General features: G+C 50.2%; 15 protein-coding genes. 10 read left to right on the forward strand and 5 right to left on the reverse strand.

The features are described from left to right. Nucleotides 1-19: 19 nt before the first annotated feature. Entirely contained in the window at nucleotides 20-1,978 is a 1,959-nt protein-coding gene (locus AC1S5B_RS05910; protein WP_482034757.1) for an FAD-dependent oxidoreductase, read from the reverse strand. Between the two features lie 394 nt (nucleotides 1,979-2,372). Further along, a complete protein-coding gene (locus tag AC1S5B_RS05915) occupies nucleotides 2,373-3,986 on the reverse strand; it encodes an ATP-binding protein (RefSeq protein ID WP_482034758.1) in 1,614 nt (537 codons plus the stop codon). Nucleotides 3,987-4,195: 209 nt separating this feature from the next. Here AC1S5B_RS05915 and AC1S5B_RS05920 point away from each other — a divergent pair, with 209 nt between their 5' ends. The 5 genes from AC1S5B_RS05920 (at nucleotide 4,196) to AC1S5B_RS05940 (ending at nucleotide 14,495) form a co-directional block, all read left to right on the forward strand. Beyond that, nucleotides 4,196-5,056, forward strand: coding sequence for an alpha/beta fold hydrolase (locus AC1S5B_RS05920; RefSeq protein ID WP_482034759.1), 861 nt, complete (start codon nucleotides 4,196-4,198; stop codon nucleotides 5,054-5,056). Nucleotides 5,057-5,173: 117 nt separating this feature from the next. Next, nucleotides 5,174-8,386, forward strand: coding sequence for a PAS domain S-box protein (locus tag AC1S5B_RS05925; RefSeq protein ID WP_482034760.1), 3,213 nt, complete (start codon nucleotides 5,174-5,176; stop codon nucleotides 8,384-8,386). A 263-nt stretch (nucleotides 8,387-8,649) separates the two neighbouring features. Then, the gene (gene ftsH2, locus AC1S5B_RS05930) at nucleotides 8,650-10,542 is read left to right on the forward strand and encodes an ATP-dependent zinc metalloprotease FtsH2 (protein WP_482034761.1); all 1,893 of its coding nucleotides are present in this window, start codon (nucleotides 8,650-8,652) and stop codon (nucleotides 10,540-10,542) included. Between the two features lie 326 nt (nucleotides 10,543-10,868). After that, on the forward strand, nucleotides 10,869-11,948 hold the full coding sequence (gene fba, locus AC1S5B_RS05935) for a class II fructose-bisphosphate aldolase (protein ID WP_482034762.1): 1,080 nt from the start codon (nucleotides 10,869-10,871) through the stop codon (nucleotides 11,946-11,948). A gap of 99 nt (nucleotides 11,949-12,047) precedes the next feature. Continuing rightward, complete coding sequence (locus AC1S5B_RS05940) at nucleotides 12,048-14,495, forward strand: ligase-associated DNA damage response DEXH box helicase (protein ID WP_482034763.1); 2,448 nt, start codon at nucleotides 12,048-12,050, stop codon at nucleotides 14,493-14,495. 205 nt (nucleotides 14,496-14,700) lie between these two features. Here AC1S5B_RS05940 and AC1S5B_RS05945 read toward each other — a convergent pair whose 3' ends face one another. Next, nucleotides 14,701-15,645: a serine hydrolase gene (locus AC1S5B_RS05945; RefSeq protein ID WP_482034764.1), complete on the reverse strand. Its 945-nt coding sequence runs from the start codon at nucleotides 15,643-15,645 to the stop codon at nucleotides 14,701-14,703. Beyond that, nucleotides 15,645-16,805 (reverse strand): threonine synthase, encoded by a 1,161-nt coding sequence (gene thrC / locus AC1S5B_RS05950; protein WP_482034765.1) that lies wholly within the window; start codon nucleotides 16,803-16,805, stop codon nucleotides 15,645-15,647. The genes AC1S5B_RS05945 and thrC overlap by 1 nt, the downstream gene beginning before the upstream one ends. A 278-nt stretch (nucleotides 16,806-17,083) precedes the next feature. On the opposite strand from thrC, the gene AC1S5B_RS05955 reads away from it, so the two are divergent. From AC1S5B_RS05955 to AC1S5B_RS05970, 4 genes are all read left to right on the forward strand, one after another. Next, complete coding sequence (locus AC1S5B_RS05955) at nucleotides 17,084-17,317, forward strand: hypothetical protein (protein WP_482034766.1); 234 nt, start codon at nucleotides 17,084-17,086, stop codon at nucleotides 17,315-17,317. 112 nt (nucleotides 17,318-17,429) lie between these two features. After that, the gene (locus tag AC1S5B_RS05960) at nucleotides 17,430-18,512 is read left to right on the forward strand and encodes a low-complexity tail membrane protein (protein ID WP_482034767.1); all 1,083 of its coding nucleotides are present in this window, start codon (nucleotides 17,430-17,432) and stop codon (nucleotides 18,510-18,512) included. A gap of 67 nt (nucleotides 18,513-18,579) precedes the next feature. Next, nucleotides 18,580-20,676: a protein kinase domain-containing protein gene (locus tag AC1S5B_RS05965; protein WP_482034768.1), complete on the forward strand. Its 2,097-nt coding sequence runs from the start codon at nucleotides 18,580-18,582 to the stop codon at nucleotides 20,674-20,676. 166 nt (nucleotides 20,677-20,842) lie between these two features. Continuing rightward, a complete protein-coding gene (locus AC1S5B_RS05970) occupies nucleotides 20,843-22,579 on the forward strand; it encodes a serine/threonine protein kinase (protein WP_482034769.1) in 1,737 nt (578 codons plus the stop codon). A gap of 16 nt (nucleotides 22,580-22,595) precedes the next feature. Here AC1S5B_RS05970 and AC1S5B_RS05975 read toward each other — a convergent pair whose 3' ends face one another. Continuing rightward, nucleotides 22,596-23,165, reverse strand: coding sequence for a DUF2721 domain-containing protein (locus tag AC1S5B_RS05975; protein ID WP_482034770.1), 570 nt, complete (start codon nucleotides 23,163-23,165; stop codon nucleotides 22,596-22,598). A gap of 212 nt (nucleotides 23,166-23,377) precedes the next feature. Here AC1S5B_RS05975 and murJ point away from each other — a divergent pair, with 212 nt between their 5' ends. Then, entirely contained in the window at nucleotides 23,378-25,054 is a 1,677-nt protein-coding gene (gene murJ, locus AC1S5B_RS05980) for a murein biosynthesis integral membrane protein MurJ (protein ID WP_482034771.1), read from the forward strand. The last annotated feature ends 195 nt before the right edge of the window (nucleotides 25,055-25,249 follow it).

The following is a 25,249-nucleotide window of genomic DNA, read 5'->3' on the forward strand; positions in this document are numbered from 1 at the left end:
GATGCAAAGATTTTTCGCCTCACGCTAAGAACGACAGCATTCCCTTGGGCTTGACGGTCAGCAGAGTGCGACCCTGCAAGCCTTCTTGCTCCAAAATGGCATTGCTGGCAAGTAAGCCGCTGCTGATGGCGCGTTCCATCAATCCGCAGGGAAAGGGCATTTTCACCCAGTCTCCCGCAAACAGGAGGTTAGCGGTGTCAGTTTGGGTAGAGGGGCGATCGCGGTAGCTACCCGGTGGAAACCCAGCAAAATTCTTTTGATTCACCAGTTCTCGATGCAGCATCGTGGCGTGTTTTAGATCGGGCACAATTTCGTATAGCTCCTGCTCAAACGTGCTGAGCAAGTCTGCTTGCGTGGGAAATTCTTTTTCCTTATAGCAGTAAGCATGGAGTTCCACCACGCTGCCGCCGGTCTTTTCTGCCCAAGCGATGTAGTCATCCTGAATCCGATGGTAAAGCGTGATGCTGTCGGTGAGGCGATAGCCAGAAAGCGACGTGAACCAGCTTTGCTCCCAGACAAAATCGCGATCGAACCAGAGACGGCAGACGGCAAACGGATCGGCAACGGCAAGCTGTTTTACCTGCTGTTTGACTGGAGCAGGCACCTCGCCTGTCATCCCAGAAAAGAGATTTTGCACGCCTGGAATATCTGCGGCAATCACGTAATAGTCAGCCTGCAAAGTTTCTGGCAGATTCGATTGGGGTGCGGCGATCGCCGCAAGCTGAACCGTGTCTTCTGCTGTGCCCGTTACTTTAAACTGCGGCAAGTCCCGCTGGGCTGGACCACTCACGACCTTGCCATTTTGATCAAACACGGCACCATGGCAAGGGCAATGAAATTCGCCGTTGTCTTGGGGATGAACCGTGCAGCCTTGATGGGTGCAGGTGAGTGAAATCGCTGCCTGGGTCTTTGGATTCACCGCATAGACGCGATCGCCGGCTCCATAAAATGCCAGTTTGCTTGGAGTTACGGCATCTAAAGCGGGATTTGCTTTCACCCAAAAAGGAATAGTCGCGGCTTCGCTGCCCTTTTGATAGGTCAATGATTCAATCTTGCCGTTGTTCCAATGAATATTGCTGACAGAAACCTCGGTTAAAATCTTGCCGCCCTGGTTCACAATCGACTGCGCGATCGGGTCTACCAAACTGCGTCCCATATCTTGCCGAGTGCCATTAAACGCCAAGCCCTCTGGATTTCCAAAAAAGTAAAAGTGGAAGAATTGCATTAACTCCCCAGCGCTCAGCACATCCGGCGAGTTGAGGCTGGATTTGGCAAAGGGCAGAAAATACAGGTCATATAAGCCACGGGGAATGCCCTTATTGACCCATTCGGTAACCGACATATCATCCAAGCGCGCGTAGCTGTGAGCCGGATTGAACCCCGTAATCTCGCGAAAAACTTGCCAATGTTGGGGGCTAGTCAGGTTTAAACCCCAGCGCAGTCGATTGGTGGAAGACACTGCCAGATCCACAATGTTCCAGGGAAAGGCAGAGTGGCTGGGGCGAAACACTTCTGGCTGATAGCGATCGCCTTTGTAAACCACCGAGTAATAGTTAAGCGACTTAAAATTATCGCGAATTTTGATCTCTTCTATCACACTCCAGAGATTGTAATATTGCGGAAAAAAGCCATGGAACCCATGTTCCATCCTCATCGATTCACCGTTGACGTTAATGTGCCAACTGGCAACTTTGCCGCCTAATTGGGGCGATCGCTCCAGCAACGTCACCTGAAATCCTCGTTTGCCTAATTCATAAGCCGCCGCCAGACCCGCCAAACCGCCGCCCACCACAATCACGCTTTTGGGTTTGCTGGCGTGATACGGCAAAGACAGAATCGCGGGTTGAAAAACACTCGGCTGAGGTTTAGAAAAACGAGAATAGCCAACAAACCCTCCAAAGGTGCCAACGCTAGCCAGTTTTAGCAAGGTTCGTCGAGAAATCTGACGCTGGAAAGAAGAATCAAACAATAACTTCATGTGAAATGTACAAAACCTGTCGAGGCAAACATTAAGGTTGAGGCAATAGCGTAAGGCGAATGAAACAAGTCGTACCGCATCTTACAGCCCTTTAGCAGAAATTCTCGCAATAATTTTTCTGCCGATAATCACGAGCATAAATCCCGCCGAAAATGATACGGTTCGTACTGCCTAGAGGTCACTCAGTTGCATATCGGTATCCGCCATTTAGTCTAATCACGGTTTTAAAGAATAGCTACATCGGAGAAACAGCAGTCATCTCAAGTATTGATAGTCTAAATTTATCGGAAACCCGGCAAACTTTGTAATTTCTTCGGAAACGCCAAATTCTAGCCACCTAAAATTTTTTGCTAATGCACAGATTCCCTTACCCAAGATTCTGTAGCGACTGGATTTATAAACCCAGATCTGCCGAAGATTTATAGACTGGCAGCAGCACATTAAATGCAGTGCCTTCCCCGACTCTACTTTTAACCGAAATCGATCCGCCACAGTGCAACAGTAGTTGCTGGACAATGGTTAGCCCTAAGCCAGCGCCGCTAGAATCATCGGCAGATTGGCGCACCCGGTAGAAACGATCGAAAATCTTCGGAATTTCGTTAGGGGCAATCCCCACACCAGTATCCCGAATTTCTAGCTGAACATAGTCTCCTTGCTGTTTGGCACGAACCCAAACATTGCCGCCCGAAGATGTGAACTTAATCGCATTGTGCAAAAGATTAATCACAATTTGCTTCAGCCAGTTACTCATGCAAGCTACTGGCAGCAAGTCTTCTGGCACGGTGTAGGTAAGCAGAATGCCTTTTTCCTCGGCAACAGGCTGATAGGTGGTGGCTACCCCCGGAACCACATCGCTTAACCGCAAGGCTGGTAGCGCCGATTGATCGACCACTTGATCGAGATGAACCAGATCGAGCAGGCTGGTGATTAAAGAACTTTGGCGATCGCACTCCTTCGCAATCAGTTCCAGATACCGCTGGCGCTGAGGCAGCTTAATGGTGGGCGACCCTAACAGCGACAGCGCCGTTTTAATCGTCGTTAATGGGGTTCGCAGTTCCTGCCCCACCGTATTCAAAAATTCATCCTTTAACTGCAAGGTATTCAACAATTCCTCATTTTGCAACCGCAGAGAATCCGCGCCTTCTGCCTGTTTTCGATAGGCACTATTGCGTTGCCAAAGGTCTTCTTGTTGCTGTAAAGCGTGAGCGAATAATTGCTCTACTAACTTCACATTGAATCCCTCATCAGCCAAGGCTAGCCGTTGATTCGTCCAATGGGTTACTAAGTCAGCCGCAAACGTTGGTATGGTTGCCAGTTTACTAGAAGGCATGGTCAGGTCATCACCCTGCATTAGACTAGTAAGCGTCTGTTCAAGCCGATGTAACGCCCGTTCAATTAATGTGGCATCGAAGGAACAGCGCGCCAAGAGCACCTGTTTGCGATCGAGAGAGCTATCTAGTAATTGAGAGATTTGCCCGTAGCTACTCATCGAATCCAAAGCGGCAAGAGAATCAGTCATCTTAGGAGGCTGAACAGACTGGGGGCGGCGGGCAAATAGCGCAATGGGTAACTGCGCTGACCAAATCATTAGAAAATACTCCCGCTGCAAAGCATTTCCTGGGGCAAGCTGTACTCTAAATATGGGAGTAGCGCTCACCTGCTCAGCCACTGTGGTTATTTCTGAAATAGCAGGCGACAAATTTGACTGAGCCGCGATCGCAATATCTGAAGGGGCGGTGCTAATCGCGGGATGATCCTCTTGCTGATGAGCAAACAGATAGATTGTTTTAGAAATTCCTTCTATATGGGCATACTGCTCAAGTGTTGTGTGCCAAGTTTCTCCTTTTGGCAGCTTTGCCCAGACTATGGCTGGAATTTTTTGCTTAATTAATAAATTGATCAGAGCATCACTAATCGATTTAAACGAAGTAGGGCTAATCTGAAGTTCAGGCGGTGCCTCATGTTGCAACGCCAACTCGTATAAAGACATTTCTGAAGCTGAATTCATGGATTCTAGGAAGAACTGGGGCTAAGTTCAATTAGACGCAACAGAATCTAAGGCATTAGGTCAAGACAGCTTATCTAGAACTTGCAGAGAGCAATACAAAGAATGCACCTGATGATTGCCTAAGCTTCGGGAGCACTAACCCAATGCATTAGGGCTAATCTTAGCAAGAAGTCCTTATAAAAAGGATAAAGCAGGAACGCGAGATTATCATGCGAGCAAAAATTCGAGATACAGAGATTTATTTTGATGTGGAAGGGGCAGGACTGGTGCCCCACGGCGATCGCATGAGGGAAAAGCCGATCGCGTTTGTGATCCATGGAGGACCCGGAGCCGACCACACCTCATTTAAGCCTGCTTTCATGCCGCTCAGCCAAAAGATGCAACTGGTGTATTTTGACCATCGCGGACAGGGGCGATCGCAGCGAGGCAACCCAGCCACCTACACCCTCGATAACAACGTGGAAGATATGGAAGCGCTCCGCCAGCACTTGGGTCTGGATAAAATCGTGGTAATTGGCTCATCCTATGGCGGCATGGTGGGGCTGACCTATGCCAGTCGATATCCAGAAAACGTATCGCATTTGATCGTGATCGTGACCGTAGCAGATTCACGGTTTTTGCAGCGGGCGCAGCAGATTCTAGCGGAACGGGGGACGGCGGAACAACAGGCGATCGCCCAGCATCTTTGGAACGGCACCTTTCGGGATGAAGCCCATTTGCAAGACTATTTCCGCATCATGGCACCTTTGTATTCCATCACCCATAACCCCACTGTTCCCCAACCCACCCTACACCGTGCCATTCTGTCTGCTGATGCGATCAATGTGGCGTTTGGCGGCTGGCTGCGAACCTACGATATCCGCGATCAACTGCATCGGATTACTGCGCCAACGTTGGTGATTGCGGGACGACATGACTGGATCTGTCCTCCTGAATTTTCAGAGGAGATTGCCCAGAGCATTTCCAAAGCGGATCTGCGAATTTTTGAAAACAGTGGACACAGCATTCGAGCCGATGAACCAGAGGCATTGCTAGACGCGATCGCGGGCTTCATTGTCTATCATCGATAATCTTGCAAACCTGCCAATCACCTGGGTACAACTCATTTTGTCTCTAAATCATGAACTAAAAAATGTTGTAGGGAACAATAGAGTATTCTCATTTGACACGTTTAAGTGTTCCTACTGATGACTAACGGTTCTAAGTTCCTGGATTTATCGTCCCTGCCTCGCCTATCTCGCAGCCTCAGCGCCTTGGAAACTTGGGGTTTTGGGCTGAGTGGCTTGCTGCTCTGGTTGGGAACTGCCCCCGCGATGCATGTTGACCTCAAAACTCAGGCAATTTGGGTGTGGGTGCCCGGTGCCATTGTCGGGATTCTGCTCAATCTGCAAGTCCGGCATTTGGGAACGCAGTGGCAGGATATGTCCGGTGGAACGCCTAATTACACCACCCGGTTGCTGAAAAATCAGTCGAGCTTGGCAACCTATGTGGCGATCGGCTATTGGCTGGGCTGGGTGTCGGTTCCTGCAATTAATGCCATCATTTTGACGGATCTGATTAAAGCGAATTTGGAACCATTAGGAATTGTCTGCCCAGAGCTATTACTCAAAATTGGGTTTACTGTCCTTCCCTTTATTGTGGCGTTCAGCGGCACCCGTGCCCTTGGCATTTTGCATCTGTTTTTTATTGTGCCGGCGATCGGTTTGTTGCTGGCGTTCTGTTTGCAAGGGCTAGGCTGGCTGGCGCTCTCGCCTCAAAGCCCCGGCTTTTTTCCGCCCCAGTCGGTCACCCCTCAGCCCCTGATTACGCTCTCCTTTGCTGACTGGGCGAAGTGGTTTTTTTTGGCGGTGTATGCCGTGTATGGCTGTGAAACCGCTTCTTCGTTTGTGGCAGATAGCCGTAAGCCTGCCGTCACCTTAAAAAGTCTTTCGTTTGCAGCGCTCCTGCTACCAATTGTTTATGTGGGTGGCTCTTGGGTTGTAGCGCGGTTGGCAAATACGTCTGACACGAATGCTTTTACCGAAATGGTGATTGCGGCAACGCCTTTTTGGGGTGGCTTAGCGCCTGTGTTGATCACCTTTTTAATTGCCTCTGGCTGTTTGTTGAGTTCTGCCACTGCCGTATCCAATGCACCTAGAGTGCTTTATCAACTGGCACTGGATGGCTATTTGGCTCCGGTTTTTGGCGTAGTGTCGCGGCGGGGCGTGTTGGGTCCGAGCCTTGCGGTGACGGGTTTGTTAAGCCTGATATGTTTGGCGTGGGGCGATGTGGCGCGGGTAGTGATGATTACGGGCACCGGCTATCTTGCCTCCATGATTGGCATTCATTGGGGCATGTGGGTTCGTCGTAATCGCCCAGAAGCGTTGTGGTCGCGTTGGTCGCTGGGGTTTTGTCTGGTAGAAATTACGGTGCTGGTTGTGGGTGGGTTGGCGTGGGGTTGGCAGGATTGGCTGATCGGGCTGCTGTTACCGATCGCCGTACTGGTGGGCAATGCCGCGATCGCCCGTAGCCGCATAATTTTCTGTCAGGCGGGTTGGTGGCTCCATCGCTATCAAGCGCCTCCGGTCAAAATTTCTGACTTAATGTTCGTTCAGGTCTGTGTCCTGATTTTTCTAGTGTGTGGAGCAACAATGATTGGCTGGGCAACCCGCGCCCTGCTGGATGGATTTGCTCTGAATAACCATGCCAATTTGTTTGTGGTGCTGCTGCTGGCGATCGCCTTTGTGGGGGTGGCGATCGCCTGTTGGACAAGTTTGCCTCAAGTTGCCGCTGTGGTGGAAGCGCGGGAAGCCGCTGAGCATTTGTTCAATGTGGTGCAAGATGCGATCGTGGTAGTCGATGAATCTGGCATCATTCAGCGCACCAATCCTGCCGTCAGAACCGTGTTTGGTAAAGAGGAATCACTCAAAGGGCAACGCCTGAACCACTATCTTTCAGAACTACCCGATCAACCCCAAGAGTGGCAGAACCGCAGCGAACAACCCCTCCAGCAAGGCGACATTCTCAAAATTCTAGACGTATCCATTTCTGACCATCTGATTCACGACTTCCGAGAATATGTCGTTATTTTGCGAGACATCACCGATCGCAAACAAGCAGAAATTCAGATGAAAGAATCTCAGCAGAAATTGTCGTTGCTGGTTCAACAGAGTCCAGTTGGGGTCGTTGAACGCAATCTCGCGTTTGAAGTCACTGCCTGGAACCCCGCTGCTACCAAGATTTTTGGCTACGAAGCGGACGAAATCATGGGTCACTTAACCGACGGCTTCATCGTCCCAGAGTCTCTGCAAGCGCGGGTTCACCAGACCCTAAAAACGCTCGTGAGTCAAAAGCACACCATTTACAACACCAATAGCAATCTCACCAAAGATAGTCGAACTATCATTTGCGAATGGCACAATACGCCCTTGGTTGATCCCTCTGGAGACGTGATCGGGATTGCGTCCTTGGTGATGGAAGTGACCGAGCGCGAACAGGCAGAAGCCCAATTGCGCCAGCAAAAACAGGAGTTGGAGCAGACCTTACAAACCCTGCGATCAACTCAGGCAAAACTGGTGCAAAGCGAAAAGATGTCTAGCTTAGGGCAACTGGTGGCAGGGGTCGCCCACGAAATCAACAATCCAGTGAATTTCATCTACGGCAACCTGAGTCATGCCAACGAATATTCCCAAGATTTGCTTAGTTTGCTTCAGCTTTATCAGCAAAATTATCCGAACCCCAGTGATGAGATTCACGCTTTAACAGATGACATTGATTTGGACTTTTTAAGAGAAGATTTACCCAAGCTGCTCCAGTCCATGAAAGTTGGAGCCGATCGCATCCGGCAAATAGTCATTTCATTGCGAAACTTCTCCCGTATGGATGAAGCCGACATGAAGACCGTGGATATTCATGAGGGCATCGACAGCACCTTGATGATTTTGCAAAACCGGCTCAAAGTGCGGGGTGATCATCCCGGCATTCAGGTGATCAAACACTATGGCGATTTGCCCCGGGTGGAATGCTACGCCGGACAGTTAAACCAGGTTTTTATGAATATTTTGAGCAATGGGATTGATGCCCTAGATGACGCGATCGCAAAAGCTTATCACGCACCAACTCAAGGCTCAGAGTTTGTTCCAACCATTTGCATCACCACTGAAACGAATTCAGCCGGACTAATCGTGATTCGCATTGTCAACAATGGACCTGCTATCCCTGAAACGACCCAACAGCGACTCTTTGAACCCTTTTTTACCACAAAACCCGTTGGTCAAGGCACTGGTTTAGGCCTTTCTATTAGTTACGACATCATCACCGATAAACACGGTGGGCAGTTGTATTGTCAGTCTTCCTTAGAAACTGGAACCGAGTTTGTCATTGAAATTCCAAAGCAGCAGGCAGGCTATAACGTAGTGTGAGCCGCATAAAATGGACAAAAGATAGATCTGAAATCGTGTAGAGCGGTTGCTGGTTTGATGAAAAATAGGTTAAATTTAGTTAACAATTCGAGTTAAATGGTAACAGATTAGTCTGTTGTTTATTGATCACGCGATCCTAACAATAGAGAGTGCAAACACTTCATAGCGCAAGTTCAAAGCATTGGGTGCGGTTGTGTTGGTGGATACATAGACATGCTGTTATGGGTACTGGTAGTTATGGCTGTAGATAAAGGGCGCGACTTATGAAATTTTCTTGGAGAACGGCTCTACTTTGGACATTGCCAGCGTTGGTAGTTGGCTTCTTCTTGTGGCAGAGTTCGTTTGCTACTCCTCCTGCAAACATGGCTAACAAGAATGCGGCAAGCACCCGGATGACCTACGGGCGTTTCTTGGAATACCTGGATGCGTCACGGGTTGTCAGTGTTGATTTGTATGATGAGGGTCGAACGGCGATCGTGGAAGCGGTCGATTCAGAACTGGATAACCGGGTTCAACGGCTACGGGTTGATTTGCCTGGAAACTCGCCTGAATTAATTTCTCGTTTGAGAAAAGAAAATATTAATTTGGATGTTCACCCGACTCGCAACGATGGCACCGCTGTTTGGAGCTTGTTGGGTAATCTGATTTTTCCCGTGCTGCTGATTGGGGGCTTGTTTTTCCTATTTCGGCGCTCCGGCAATGTGCCCGGCGGTCCCGGGCAGGCAATGAGCTTTGGCAAGTCGAAGGCTCGTTTCCAAATGGACGCTAAAACTGGCGTGATGTTTGATGATGTGGCGGGGATTGAAGAAGCGAAAGAAGAACTGCAAGAGGTCGTGACATTCCTCAAAAAGCCAGAACGGTTCACCGCAGTAGGCGCGAAGATTCCTAAAGGTGTGCTGCTAGTAGGTCCTCCTGGAACGGGTAAAACACTCTTGGCAAAAGCGATCGCGGGAGAAGCGGGGGTTCCATTCTTCAGTATCTCTGGATCGGAGTTTGTGGAAATGTTTGTGGGCGTTGGAGCGTCTCGCGTCCGCGACCTATTTAAGAAAGCGAAAGAAAATGCTCCCTGCATCGTGTTTATTGATGAAATTGACGCAGTGGGTCGGCAGCGGGGCGCAGGCATTGGCGGCGGCAACGATGAACGGGAGCAAACCCTAAACCAGTTGCTCACCGAAATGGATGGGTTTGAAGGCAACACGGGTGTAATCATCATCGCGGCAACCAACCGCCCAGATGTATTAGATTCTGCCTTGCTGCGTCCGGGTCGATTTGACCGCCAAATTGAAGTGGATGTGCCGGATATCAAGGGACGTTTGGAAGTCCTGCAAGTTCACGCTCGTGACAAAAAAATCGCAGATGAGGTTTCTTTGGATGCGATCGCTCGTCGCACTCCGGGGTTCTCTGGGGCTGATTTGGCGAACCTGTTGAATGAAGCCGCTATCCTCACCGCCCGTCGTCGCAAAGATGCCGTCACCATGTCGGAAATTGATGCTGCGGTGGATCGGGTGATCGCAGGTATGGAAGGCACCCCTTTAACCGATGGCAAGAGCAAGCGCTTGATTGGCTACCACGAAATTGGTCATGCCATCATTGGCACGCTGGTCAAAGGACACGATCCCGTCCAAAAAGTTACCCTGATTCCTCGGGGTCAGGCGCGGGGTTTGACCTGGTTCTCTCCCAGTGATGAGCAAAGCTTGATTTCGCGATCGCAAATCTTGGCGCGTATTACCGGAGCTTTGGGCGGTCGGGCAGCGGAAGAAGTGGTTTTCGGCGATTCGGAAATTACTACAGGTGCAGGCAGCGACTTGCAGCAAGTCAGTTCCATGGCGCGTCAAATGGTGACCCGGTACGGGATGTCTGATTTGGGTCCTCTTTCCCTAGAAAGCCAGTCTGGTGAAGTATTTTTAGGGCGCGATTTGATGACGCGATCGGAATATTCTGAAGAAATTTCGTCGCGGATTGATGCTCAGGTGCGATCGATTGTGGAACATTGCTACAACGATGCACGCCGGATTGTGCGGGAAAATCGAGTGGTCGTGGATCGCTTGGTGGATCTGCTAATCGAAAAAGAAACGATTGATGGTGATGAGTTCCGTCAAATCGTTGCTGAGTATACAGATATACCTGAGAAAGAGCAGTACATTCCAGTCATGTAATCTCGAAACTCTCAGTAAGTAGACAAACGGGGATGACGGCACATCATCCCCGTTTTTATTTGACTTTTATTTGATTTATAGAATTCTCTCCCTGCCTAACTGGAGCATATTAATATTCTCTGAAGAACTGTTTGCTAATTCAGCAAGATTTCTTGGCATTAAATCGATAGAAATTGGCAGATAACTAAATTTAATAGTCATTTTTGCCTAATCAATCCATCAGATGGACTAGATGGGTCTTTCGATCGGGTGAAAAGTGTCTTAAGATTATCGTAATGTTTGAGCTTTTCTAAGAAGCTGACCCCAACTAACCAGGAGGACTTTCTATGGCGCTCGTACCAATGCGGCTATTGCTGGATCACGCGGCTGAAAATGGCTACGGCATTCCTGCCTTTAACGTTAATAATATGGAGCAGATCCAGGCAATTATGCAGGCTGCTGCCGAAACCGACAGTCCTGTGATTCTGCAAGCCTCTCGCGGCGCTCGGAAGTATGCTGGCGAAAACTTCCTGCGGCACCTGATTTTGGCTGCGGTGGAAACCTACCCCCACATTCCCATCGTGATGCACCAAGACCACGGAAATGAACCTGCAACGTGCTACACCGCGATCAAAAATGGCTTCACTAGCGTCATGATGGATGGCTCTTTGGAAGCAGATGCCAAAACCCCCGCTAGCTATGAATATAACGTTGCTGTCACCAGTGAAGTGGTGAAAGTGGCTCACGCGATCGGGGCTTCTGTAGAAGGTGAACTAGGCTGCTTAGGTTCTTTGGAAACTGGCAAGGGCGAAGCAGAAGATGGTCACGGGTTTGAAGGTGAATTAGACCATTCCCAACTGCTGACTGATCCGGATGAAGCGGTTGATTTCGTTGAGCGGAGTCAAGTGGATGCGTTGGCAGTGGCGATCGGCACCAGCCATGGCGCATACAAATTTACCCGCAAACCGACTGGCGAAATTTTGGCAATTAGCCGCATCGAAGAAATTCATAGCCGTTTGCCCAATACTCACTTGGTCATGCATGGCTCTTCTTCCGTTCCCGAAGATTTGCTGGCGTTAATTAACCAAAATGGTGGCGCAATTCCTGAAACCTATGGTGTGCCTGTGGAAGAAATCCAAAAGGGCATCAAGAGCGGTGTGCGTAAGGTGAACATTGACACTGACAACCGCTTGGCAATCACGGCGGCGGTGCGTGAAGCGCTGTTTGCAAATCCCAAGGAATTTGATCCCCGTCACTTCCTAAAGCCATCGATTCAGTACATGCAAAAAGTGTGCGCCGATCGCTACCGTGAGTTTTGGGCAGCAGGTAACGCTAGCAAGATCAAACAGGTTGGCGTTGAAATCTATGCGGTTAAGTATGCGAAAGGTGAGCTAATCGCCAAAGCAAAGACAGCGGTTGGCGTATAGTTTAGTGATTTAAGCGTGTGATTCAAACCGAATACTCGCCAAAGTGCCGGGTGGTGTTAGCTACCCGGTTTTTGCATTCAAAGATGTCTAAAACACCGCATGGCTTCAATCAAAGTAAAAACTGTTACTGACAAATGCCTAGAGCCTGTTTTTACCTGGTTTGCGAAACAGGGCTGGGAGCCTTTAGCATTTCAGCAAGAAACCTGGCAGGCTTATTTGGATGGGCGCAGCGGCTTGATTCAAGTGCCCACCGGGTCTGGGAAAACCTACGCAGCGGTCATGGGCGCGATCGCTGATATGCTGACAAACCCAGAACCAGGGCTGCGGTTGCTTTACCTAACCCCGCTACGAGCATTGTCGCGAGATATTGAACAATCGATCGCCCGACCGATCACCGAAATGGGGTGGAACCTGCGGGTAGAATCTCGCACAGGTGACACCAGTTCTGCCAAAAAGACTCGCCAGTTAAAAAACTTACCCGACATCCTGATTACTACGCCCGAATCCTTAGCGCTGATGCTGTCCTATGCGGGGTCAAAGGAGTTTTTCAAATCCCTGCGCTGCGTCATTTTGGATGAGTGGCATGAGTTGCTCAGTTCCAAGCGCGGCACCCAGACTGAGCTATGTCTTTCTTACCTGCGGGGAGTGCGTCCGAACTTACAAACCTGGGCAATTTCGGCGACTTTGGGCAACGTGGAAGAAGCGGCACAGGTGGCGGTGGGCGTGGATGCCAAACCCGTGATTATCCGCACGGATCTTCAGCGCCAAACCGTGATCAAAAGCATTTTGCCGGAGTCGGTCGATACGTTTCCCTGGGCGGGACATTTGGGCTTACACCTATTTGAAGAATTGGTGAATGCGCTGGATATTCAGCGATCGACGCTGATCTTTACTAACACGCGATCGCAGGCTGAGCGCTGGTATCAGGCGATGTTATATGCATTACCTGACCACACTCACGAGATTGCATTGCACCACGGTTCCATTGCGATCAAAGAACGAGAGGCGATCGAGGCTGGCGTAAAAGCCGGAACCATTAAATGGGTCATCTGTACGTCTTCCCTCGATTTGGGCGTGGATTTCCAGCCTGTGGAACGGGTGGTGCAAATTGGCAGTGCCAAAAACCTGGCGCGGTTGTTGCAACGGGCTGGGCGATCGCAGCACGTCCCCCAAGGCACCTCCGAGATTTTCTTTTTGCCCACCAATGCCCTAGAACTGCTGGAGATTTCTGCCTTTCGCAATGGTTTAGCGGCAGGGGCGATCGAGTCTCGTCGTCCCCTGTCTAAGCCCTATGATGTCCTGATTCAACATCTCGTCACTCTCGCCTGCGGAGCCGGATTCAAGCCAGAAGCGGTTTTTAACGCGGTCAGAAAAACAGTCTCCTACGCCATGCTGACCTCAGCAGAATTTGACTGGATGCTGGAATTTATCGAGCAGGGCGGCAAATCATTGAGCGCCTATCCCCGCTATAAAAAAGTGGTTCAAACAGACGGCATTTACAAAGTTGCGGATGCTCAAATTGCGCGGATACATCGCATGGGCATTGGTACGATTACCTCGAATCAGGCGATCGCCATTCGATACTTAAATCAAAGCAAAATTGGCACGGTGGAGGAAAGTTTCGTTTCTAAACTGCAACCAGGCGATGTCTTTTTCTTTGCGGGAAAGCAACTGGAATTTTTTCAGCTAAAAGACATGGTGATGTATGTTAAATCAGCCAAGAAAAAATCCACCATTACGCCCACGTGGTCGGGTGGAAATCTGGCAATTTCTGATTCGCTCAGCTATCACTTGCGGCATGAAATTGAGCAAAGCCGGATAAATCCTACCGTGAATGCTGAGCTAACCTGTTTGCAACCAATTCTCTCTGCCCAAGCATGCCTTTCCCACCTGCCTGACTCAAATGAGCTACTGATTGAATGTTGTAAAACCCGCGAAGGACAGCACCTCTACGTGTTTCCGTTTGAAGGGCGTTTTGTCCATGAAGGACTAGGATTTTTGTGGGGCTATCGCTTTGCCCATCAGCACCCGGCAACCTTTACCATTTCGGTGAATGATTACGGCTTTGAGATTTTGGCTCCTAAAGATTACCCATTTCAGTCGTTATTTTCTGAGAAATTCTTTAGTCTAGATTCCCTGTATGAAGATATTAAAGCAGGGCTAAATCTTTCAGAATTAACCGGGCGCAAGTTTCGCGGCATTGCTCAAGTGTCAGGCTTGGTGTTTAAGGGCTATCCCTCTGCCAAAAAAACCTCTAGCCAACTGCAAGTCAGTTCATCCTTGCTCTACGAAGTGTTTACCAAATATGAGCCAGATAATTTGCTACTCAAGCAAGCTGAAAATGAAGTGTTGGCAGACCAGTTGGAAGTCCATCGATTAGCCAAAACCCTCGATCGCCTGTCCCATCTCACTATCGCGTGGTACAACCCCAAACGTCCGTCCCCGTTTGCCTTTCCGCTACTCGTCGAACGGCTCAATTCCCGCATGTCCAACGAAAGCTTGCTCGATCGCATTGAACGGATGAAACAGCAGTGGAATAACAAATGACCTTCAAGTCATATCTAAGGCTTGGCTCTGTTGTACTGGCTATGCTAATTCTAGATGAGTCACGGGAATCTGTTCATGTACTTCAGGTGCTTTCGCTCTGATAGCAGCAGCATGAACCTCATGAAGAATATCGGCTGAGTAGTAACGATTTCCGCAGGTATCAGAGACACAGATCGTCATATCTTCAAGAATGTCAGCGCCAAGGCTATGCAGCCAGCGATCGCATTGCTTCGACAACTTGACTGGAAACAAACGGCAAGATAGCTTCATTACCGCTGTGTTCTTTGCCCTCTGTAAACACAACAAGCAGGTAAGGAGAGCAGTTGGGCAGTTCAATGTAAGCGGCATCGTGACGAACGCGGCTCATTAACCCTGCTTTGGAATAAACACCAGTATTGATAGGTAAGCCATCCCCCAAAAATCCTGTCACCTGATTCTCTGGGTCGGCTAATAGATCGGCTGGGTTCAGCGATCGCCGGAGTAATGCCAACATCGCCTGCGATCGCGCAGAAGACACGGTTACTCCACCGACAATGCTGTGGAGTAACCGTGCTGTGGCGATCGTACTCAGCCAATTCCGGTTTTCCATGATCTCGCCATAAAAAGCGCGTTCTCGTCCATAGGGTCCATCGCACCAGGTTTTTTGGCAGACGTTAATGGTGTTCAACTCTTCCCAACCAAAGGATTGAAAGTAGCGATTGATCAGATATCGCTGCTGTTTCCAGGTTTCAAACGGGGCGGCAGACAGTTCAGGACCACTCGTTGTACCTGTGAGAGTATCCACAATTAAGCCTGTGGCATCATTGCTGGAATCGACAATCATGTCGCGGATGGCGCGATCTAGTTCGGCTGAAGGCTGCGTCATTCCCCGTTCTAGCCATTCATGGATTGCCACCAGATAAAACAACTTGACTACACTGGCAGGATAAATCGACTCCACGCCGCGATAGCTGTAGCCACGAGGGGAATATTTCCAAAATTCTGCTGGGGTGAGTGCGCCGCCTGTATTGACTGGGGCAGGTAGGTCGTACACCAGCCAAGTTAGGGCAATCTGGTTGCGTGCCAAAGTGGGAAAGGCTTCCCAGGTTGCGGCTAAGATGCGATCGCCGATTGCTTCCAGTGATTCATCTTGATAAAAAAATACAGTCATTAAAATCCCATGGCGGTTGCAACAGCTTCAATTTCTGGCGCAATGCATTGTCTTAAGGGATTGTTGCTGTGAGCGATCGCGGCATCGGGATCTTTCAAGCCATTGCCCGTCAGCACACAGACGACCGTGGCTCCCGTGGGCACCTGATCTTTCACCTTTAGCAGCCCCGCAACAGAAGCGGCACTTGCAGGTTCACAAAAAATGCCTTCCTGAGATGCCAACAGGCGGTAGGCTGCCAGAATTTCCTCATCGGTGACGGCATTAAAGGCACCCTGGCTGGCATCACGAACCGCGATCGCCTTTTCCCAGTTTGCCGGGTTGCCAATCCGAATCGCCGTCGCCAAAGTATCGGGATGCTCCACAGCTTGCCCAGAAATCAGCGGGGCGGCTCCAGCAGCTTGAAAACCCATCATTCGGGGTAGTTGGGTGCAGCGATCGTGCTGATGATATTGGCAAAAGCCCATCCAATACGCCGAAATATTGCCAGCGTTGCCGACTGGAATGCAAAGCCAGTCGGGTGCATCACCCAGCACATCCACAATCTCAAAGGCAGCGGTCTTTTGTCCTTCTAGCCGATAGGGATTGACCGAGTTCACCAGCGTTACAGGATAATGTTCAGACATTTCTCGAACAATTTTTAATGCCTGGTCAAAGTTTCCTTTGATGGATAGGACTTCAGCCCCATAAATTAGCGCTTGACCAAGCTTGCCCAATGCCACATAGCCATCGGGGATCACCACGAAAGCCCGCATTCCCCCTCGTCGAGCATAGGCAGCGGCGGCAGCAGAGGTATTTCCCGTACTGGCGCAAATCACCGCTTTTGCCCCGGCTTCTTTCGCCTTCGAGATTGCCATGGTCATGCCCCGGTCTTTGAAGCTGCCTGTGGGGTTTAAGCCGTCATATTTTACCCACACCTGCACCTGCCGACCAATTTCAGCCGCGATCGCCGGAACCGGAATCAACGGGGTGTTGCCCTCTCGCAAGGTGATGACCGGGGTTTGCTCAGTCACGGGCAAGTAGGGGCGATACATTTCAATCAGTCCGCGCCATCCTCCGGTGTGAATAGCGGTGTCAGATTGGGCGAGAGGATGGGAACCAACAGAAAAACTCAAAGTCACTACAGTAATGCGGCGATCGCAATATAAGGAACGATAAACCAATCTTAAAATAAATGACGAATACTCGGAAAAGCCGGGTGGCTACCTGAATATATCCGTTCGCCTGAAGAGTTATACCTCCCAAGCCCAAGAAACTGTTAGTTTCCTACAGTTTGTTTGAACCTTAGTTTACATCGATTACATTGTCACTGTTAGACAGTCCCGACAATCTTCCCATCCCAATTCCTACTAAAACGAAATTATTGGGCTGCTATCTTTTTGTAAAGTTTAGGTTAAGATGGTTTATGCGGTGTTGATGAGTACAAATAACTAGAGTAGTTATGATGTTGATGACTAATAATTCCGTTAATGAAAGTAATTCAGCGATCGCGGTTTGTGAGCCGCCCATCAGTCGTGAAATCGCTGATGTAGAGCATCAAGTTCGGCTCCTAAAAGTGATGAAAAGCCTGTATCAAGTTGATCAACAAGCTAAGTTTCTCCATCTTCAAGCAGAAACTGATTCTCTTTTAGAACAACTGCAAGCCTTGAAGGGACGACGAGATTCTTCTCGTTAGGGTGGTTTTCTAAAGTAGTTTGTGGTTTTTGATTGCCATTTAATACATCTATTTAGGCAAGGGACAGGCAGGTTCTATACTTGGGCATAAATCGATCTGTCCCTTGATAGCTATGCGCTCTTTTTGGTCTGACCCTTACCTTTGGATTCACCTGGCTGGTTTAGCCGCCTTACCGATTTGGCTAGAGCTATGTTTTTTAGGGCTGGCAGTGGGAGATCCGATTTTCCCAGTATGGCTAGAGTTGGCATTTGTTGCGATCGCAGGCATTGCGCCGATCCTGTGGATGCAGTGGCAGCGCCCGTTCTACATTTTTAGCCTGTTGGTGATCGCTCTCAAGCCAGAGAAATTAACCCTGCCGCAGCGGCAACTGTTGACCCGGTTCAAATCAACCCAAAATCGTTTATTGGCGGTGATTGTCGCAGTTCTGTTGGCGATCGTATTACGGCAGCTTTACGTGTTAGCGCCCATTGGAGCCACCGCAGTCCCGTTTTCAATCGAGTCCCGTGGGCTGGGGTTGGTGATAGCCGCGATCGCGTTTTTAGGCAGCAATTTGTTTCTTCAGGTGCCGGTGAGTGTTGCCAGCGTTATGCTGACCAGCGATGCTGCTTTTGGTAACACTGAACCCTATCCCCTAGAGAAAATTTCTCAAGACTTTACCAAACTGGGGCTACCAGTCAGCCAACTTTTGCCCGAAACTTTAGAGGCTCCGGCGATCGCGTCACCCGCGCGCCCCAGTCCTCCTAAATCTGAGTCAGCAGTGGAAGCAGTCGATCTTTGGGCAGGCGATCGAGTGACCCCGCCCGCAGAAGTCACCCCATCTTCACCTTTAGAATCGGCTTCACCTTTAGAATCGGGAGTAGCCGAAAGCGTCTTAGAAGAATCAACCGAGCTAACCAGTGAAGCGGAGGGTGGCGCACTGGAAGAACTGATTGTTGACAAGCAAGAAGTTGAAATCGAAGCTGAAACAGTCGAAGCTGAAACAGTCAATAGTAGTACTGAAGTTGCCGATCTGCCAGCGGTGAATGTGCCCACAGAATCAGATAATTCAGAGTCAGGCGATGAAGTGGAACATGAGCCAGCGGACGATTTGGACGAGATCGCTAGAATAGATCAGCAGTCCGCCACCGAAATCTCCTCAGCCGAAATCTCTACAATCGAAGAATCTGATACAACCGAGTCAGATCCTCTCGAATAAGTTCGCCTCTAGAGGCATTGAGTCGGCTGCTGTCTGGCTGTTGCTTCCACTGTGCCATTTGCGATCTATGACGTTTTCCTGTAGCCAAAATCACCTTAACGCAGCGGATAGCCGATTCTGTCGCATTTGTGGTGAGCTATTGCCCGTACCAGCCTCCCTGAAACCCCTGGCAGGCGAACTTTTAAGCTGGCGTTACAAAGTGCTGAGCGAACTGGGGCAGGGTGGATTTGGGCGCACTTACCTCGCGCAAGATTCCAATCGATTTAATGAACCGTGTGTCTTAAAAGAGTTTGCGCCCCAAGTGGAAGGCGAAGCCGCGTTGCAGAAGGCAGAAGAACTCTTTGCGCGGGAAGCGGGAACGCTATATCAGCTTCAGCATCCTCAAATTCCGCGATTTCGGGAATTGTTTCGGGCTGAGTGGCAGGGACGCGATCGCCTATTTCTCGTACAAGATTATGTGGAAGGGCAAACCTATCAGGAGCTTTTGCAAACTCGCCAACAGCAAGGACAGAGCTTTTCAGAGTCAGAAATCACCGATCTTTTACGTCAGCTTTTGCCCGTGCTGGATTACATTCACACCGCTGGCGTGATTCACCGCGACATTTCCCCCGACAACTTAATTTTGCGCCAGACGGATAGCCTACCTGTTTTGATTGATTATGGTGGAGTCAAACAGGTTGCTGCTAGAGTGGCATCGATCAGCCAGCGTGTGGCGGCTCCGGCGGTGCAGCCTGGAGCCATTACTCGATTGGGCAAACTTGGCTATGCTCCGGCAGAACAGTTAGACCACGGCGAGGTACATCCCCACAGCGACCTGTATGCATTGGCGGTCACCAGTTTAGTGTTGCTGACCGGACAAGACCCTCAGGCATTATTCACCGCCAAAGGCGATCGCTCTCGCTGGCAGCGATCGCTCAAGCTCAGCCCCCAGTTGACCAACGTGCTGACCAAAATGCTTGACCCTTACCCCAGTCGGCGCTATCAGTCCGCTCCCGAAGTGATGCAGGCATTGGGGAACGCGATCGAATTTAAACCGAGCGGTCAGCCGCACAATCCATCCATTCCCGCTTTCACGCCCGATCCCGCAACGAAGGTCGTGTCTCCTGCCCGCGCCCAGACGATCCCGGTGTTGCAACCTCAGCCCAAGACTCCCAAACCTGCTGTCAGGCAGCAGACTGGCTCTATCGGGCGATCGCTCGCTGGGCTAGGACTGTTACTCGGCATGATTGGGGTCGGTTGGTGGGCTGGAGTCAAATGGCTTGCCCCGGCGCTGAGGTCGAAACTGCCAGAGATTATCCGTTCTACCGGAAATCAAGTAAAGCCGCCTGTTAAAACGATCGCCCAAACTCGACAAGAGCCAGCTTTCTCTCAATCAGAGCAGTCCCGCAAACAGCAGATGCAAGACCGTCGGGATCAGTTGGGCATTGATAGTCCCTTTTTGGTTAACTTGGTAAATCAAGCGTTTTATGCCAAACATCCCGAATTAAACGGTCAAAAGCTGGGCACAGGAGCCGCAGATAGCGGGTTGCGAACAGAATGGGATCAGTTGGCGCTTGCATGTTTGGAGCAGTTGCAAGGGTTGAGTTCAGAGGCGCGATCGCGGTTGGGGCAATACACCGACGGAGACGTGCGCGATCGCCAAGCAGCAGCAGCCCAGTTAAACCTCAGCAGTCGCGCCTTGAATGACTTAACGGATGCTCAGTTTTTTCATTGGTTTCCGACGATATCGCGCCAAGGAAATCTATTGAATCAACCGATGGGGCAAGTGTGGCAGGCGATCGCGGTAGATAAATTGAAAGAGCTGCGATCGGGCGCTGCCTTAGAGCAAATCGAGTTTCCCGCAGAACAGTCTAGCCATCAAGTCAACGGCTCGTTGAAACCAGGGCAAAGCAAAGCCTATCTCGCCAGCTTCACCCAAAATCAAGCGCTGCAATTAAAGCTTCAGGCGGCAGGCTCCACCCGACTTTCGGTGTATCCGCCCACCCGCAAAGCCGCTGCCCTGTTAGAAGACTCTGCCAACACCCATTGGTCAGGCAAATTAACAGAAACCGGACTCTATGAAATTACGATCGCTTCAGACAGCCAAAATCCAGTCAGCTACACGCTAGATCTATCCGCCGCTGATGAGATGACTGTAAACCCAGTCGCAGTCCCAGAGAATTGAAGCGATCGCTACAAGAATTCTTATGGAAGGCTACGCTAACGTTTCATGAATCGCGCTCTTTCAACCTAATTCATCAACGATTTGCTGAAATGTACTGACACTTTAGTACATAAGTCCTATAATCTTGCTATTCATGGACAGTTGACCATGACTGACTCGGTTACTTATGCACGATCCATTGCCCCCTGGAAGCCTTTTGTTTAACCGCTACTGCATTGCAGGCTTAGCGGGACAAGGGCAGTTTGGTTTAACCTATCTCGCGCAAGATCAAAAGCGTTTTGAAGAACAGTGCATTGTCAAAGAGTTTGCGCCACTCGATCGCAATGCCGACTTGATAGAAATGCGGCGACAGTCGTTTCACCAATCCGCCGCGATGTTGTATGAATTGCAGCATCCTCAAATTCCTCGGTTTAACATTCTATTTGCTCAAGAAAATCGGCTTTACTTGGTGCGGGATTATATCGTCGGCAAAAGCTATGGGGCACTATTGACCGAGCGCCAAGCGGAAGGGCAGAGCTTTTCTCAGGCGGAAGTGATGCATTTGATGCTGCGATCGCTGCCCGTGTTGACCTATCTCCATCGTTCTGGGCTGATTCATCAAAATATTTCGCCTCATAGTCTAATCTTGCGGCATCAAGATCAATTACCCGTTTTGATTGATTTTGGGCTGGTTAAGCAACTCGTCATTCAGTTACAACTCCATGCCTTGCCGCCCGATATCACCATTGGCAACGGCTATGAAGCACCGGAACTGATGAACGGCGGTAAACCGTCTCCTAGCGCTGATCTCTATTCTTTAGCCGCAACCGCGATCGCTCTACTGACGGGTAAAGAGCCACAGGAGCTATACAATCGCCGGAAACATACCTTGGATTGGGAGGCTGAGCTAGATTTGCAGCCCGATTTTGCGCGAATCTTTAAGCAAATGCTGCACCCCAATCCGCAAAGGCGCTTTGGGTCAGCCGCCCAAGTGACTAGAGCCTTGGAACCGATCGCCACTGCAATTCTGCACTCCAGCCAATCCTCATCTGCCCCCGTGACCACTCCTGCACCGTTACACGGGAAAATGCAGGCTTCTCTACCCTTGCAGCGCTGGGATACCGCATCTCCTCAACGTCCCGCCCCTGTTTTAGCCGACTTGCCATCCGAGGGCAGGTCAGTAGCACAGCACCTTCGCCCTTTTCCTGAGTCGTCTCATCCTCTGCGAGTCCACAAAGCAGACCCCTCGCGGGACTCGCCAAATCCCTATCGCAAAGTCAAAAAAAGACAGCGGCGATCGCCAGGAGACTTGCGGGCTTCTGTTTTACTCATTAGCGGTGTGGCGCTGTTGGCGATCGCGGTTTCCTTTCGCACGCTTAACTGGACGCAAACCCAGCCCTTACCGCCAAAAACTGCCACCACCAATGCCAGTACCGCTGTTCCACAAGATGCCTCCAGTTCAACTCAGTCCACTCGTGAAGCCGTTTCCCCTGAAAAAGCCAGCTTAGATTCCCTTAAAGAGCGCCAAAAGCAATTGGGCATTGACTTTCAGTTCGTTAGTGATCTCACAGATGAGGTTTTCTACACTAAGCATCCTGATTTAAAGGGCAAACCCATCAGTGCAGCCAGCCAGCCTGATCTACAAAATGAATGGGCAGGCATGGGAACGGATTTGCTCGGCAAGCTAGAGTCTCTCATCCCAGAAACACGCGGCAAACTGGGCACCTATCGGCGATCGGATTACGACCAGTGGTTATCGCCCGGAAATGGTGCCAGCCTGAATGCACGAGAGTTGAATGTGCTGGTGAACAAACGGTTTGGCGATCTGTTTCCCGATCAGAAAGGCAAAACCTTGAGTCCCAAAACCTTTGGGCAAGTATGGTATGCGATCGCCCAAGAAGAACTGAAGAAGCTGAAACCTTAGCAGCAATTAACTCTGCCTATCCAACCTTGACGCGTTGCCCCACTGCGCCCACTGATTTTTTGACCGGGCGACGAGAGTGGGTGCGAAGGCGCGGCTGTTTTCCCCAACGCCAGAGATTGCTGGCTTCATCAAGCAGGGGGCGGTTCCCGGAAGGGATCTGACTGGCAGAATCGCTGAGGTGAATTTCTATTAGCGTTAAGCCAACGGCAACCAGCAGGCTAGAAATCCCAAGCACAAAAACTCCGAGGGCAACGGAGATCAGCCAGCTCCAGTCCAAGATACCCCGCAGAGCCAGGGCAAAACAACTTAAGCCAGAAAACAGTAAGGCGTAGTAGGCCGTTAAAATACTATAGCGACTGATGCTATAGCGCTGTTGCAAGCGGCGTAGCTGCCGTCTGGACATGGAATGATTTCGAGAGAGATCCAGATGAGTGTTTAGCTGATCAGCTTGATGACTTTCTTCTAGACGATCGCTGATTGCGGCATGACGCACCGTTAAACTACTCAACACCAGAGCGCAGGCAACACTCATCAATACCGAATTGAGAATTAACTGGATCAGTTGAGTGGTTTGCTCGACGCTCATAGCGCTTCCTAAATGTCAGGTGAAATAAGTTGAATGGCGTTATCCTACGCGATCGCGCTCAGAAAACAAAGACCTTGAATTAAATAAAACGATTAAAGATACAATACTCTAATTTAGTACTAAAGTCCTACTTTAAGCCCTATTTCTCGCTGATCTGCAACTGTCCCTCAATTCACGCTTAAATAGAGGATGCTCTTTCCTGATGTACTGGTGTGACCGATTCTAAAAAGCCCACTCGCTCGCTCGCAGGCATTGCCGGAATTGTGGCGATCGCGACAATCATTAGTAAAGTGGTGGGTTTGTTACGGCAGCAGGCGATCGCCGCCGCCTTTGGTGCGGGAGTGGTGGCGGGTGCTTACAACTTCGCTTATATTATTCCTGGCTTTCTGCTGATTTTGTTGGGCGGCATTAATGGTCCATTTCACAGCGCGATCGTCAGTGCCGTCTCCAAACGCAAACGGGAAGAAATCGCGCCGATCGTCGAGTCAATTACCACCCTTGTGGTTGGGTTGCTGCTGCTCGTCACGGTGGGGCTGATCGTTTTTGCCGATCCGCTGATGCACCTCGTAGCCCCCGGATTATTTGCCACCGCCGAACAAGCCGCTGCGAGAGGAGTCACCCCCGAAAGCTATCAAAATTTAGTCCAAACTCGCGAACTTGCCATCCAACAGTTCAAAATCATGGCTCCCATGGCGATGCTGGCAGGGCTGATTGGCATTGGCTTTGGCACACTCAACGCCGCTGATGTCTACTGGCTGCCCTCCATTAGCCCTTTGTTGTCCAGCATAACGGTGTTGATTGGACTGGGTGGACTTGCCTGGACGCTGGGAGCGCAGATTACGTCGCCTGAGTATGCCGTGATAGGCGCAGCCGTTCTCGCTTGGTCAACCGTGGCGGGGGCGTTGTTGCAGTGGTTGGTGCAGTTGCCAGTGCAGTGGAAAGAGGGGCTAGGTGGGTTTCGTCCCCGGTTTGATTTTCGCCGACCTGAGGTGCAGGATGTCCTCAAAATTATGGGTCCCGCCACTTTCTCCTCTGGGATGCTGCAAATCAACGTGTGGACGGATATGTTCTTTGCATCCTTTCTGCCCAATGCAGAGGCGGCGGTTTCCGCCATGGGCTACGCAGGTTTGCTGGCAATGACTCCCCTGGGAATTTTATCCAATATGATTTTGGTGCCCCTGATGCCAGTGTTTTCTCGGCTGGCAGATCCCGAAAACTGGATTGAGCTAAAACAACGGATTCGGCAGGGTTTGATGATGACCGCGATCGCCATGTTGCCCCTGAGCGCATTGATGATGGCGTTGGCATTGCCCATTGTGCGGGTAGTCTACGAGCGATATGCCTTTGATCTAGAAGCTTCTTATCTGACAGCATCGATTCTCGTCGCCTACTCAGTCGGGATGTTCGTATATCTAGGGCGAGATGTGCTGGTGCGAGTGTTCTACGGGCTAGGTGATGCCGATACGCCGTTTCGGATCAGCATTGTGAATATTTTTCTGAATGGAGTCTTGGACTTTTTTCTGATTAAACCCTTTGGCGCACCGGGTTTGATCTTGGCAACCGTCGGAGTTAACGTCGTGTCGATGGGTGCGATGCTGTGGATTCTGAATCGACGGCTAAATGGGTTGCCCCTGAGAGAGTGGATTCCCCCGATCGCCGGATTAGCAACAGCTAGCGCGATCGCAGGTTTCACCGCTTGGGGCACTCTCCAAGGTCTAGAATCCCTCTGGGGCAACTCTGGACTATTGATTTTGCTTGCCCAACTTTGCATCGCCGGAGCAGCCGGACTGATCATCTACATCGGACTTGCCTTGCAACTGCGCCTACCTGAAGTGGATGATTTTGGCGATCGCATTCGACAAAAATTGGGTCGGGGCAACGGTGAATAAATTGTTAACTGCTTCATGTATTGGTGGTTACGCGATCGAAGACCTATCTTTTGGTATCCAGTGTTTGTTTACCTTGAGGTTGTCGGTCGAGTAAGGATATTGAGATTGGTGTTGATGCATTCAGTTAGGGAACACTGGGACTATGGGCGCAAGATTGTCAGCAATTGCACAAAGTCCGAATCCATCATCGTCTTT

The sequence above is a fragment of the Leptolyngbya sp. CALU 1928 genome, assembly GCF_056784215.1.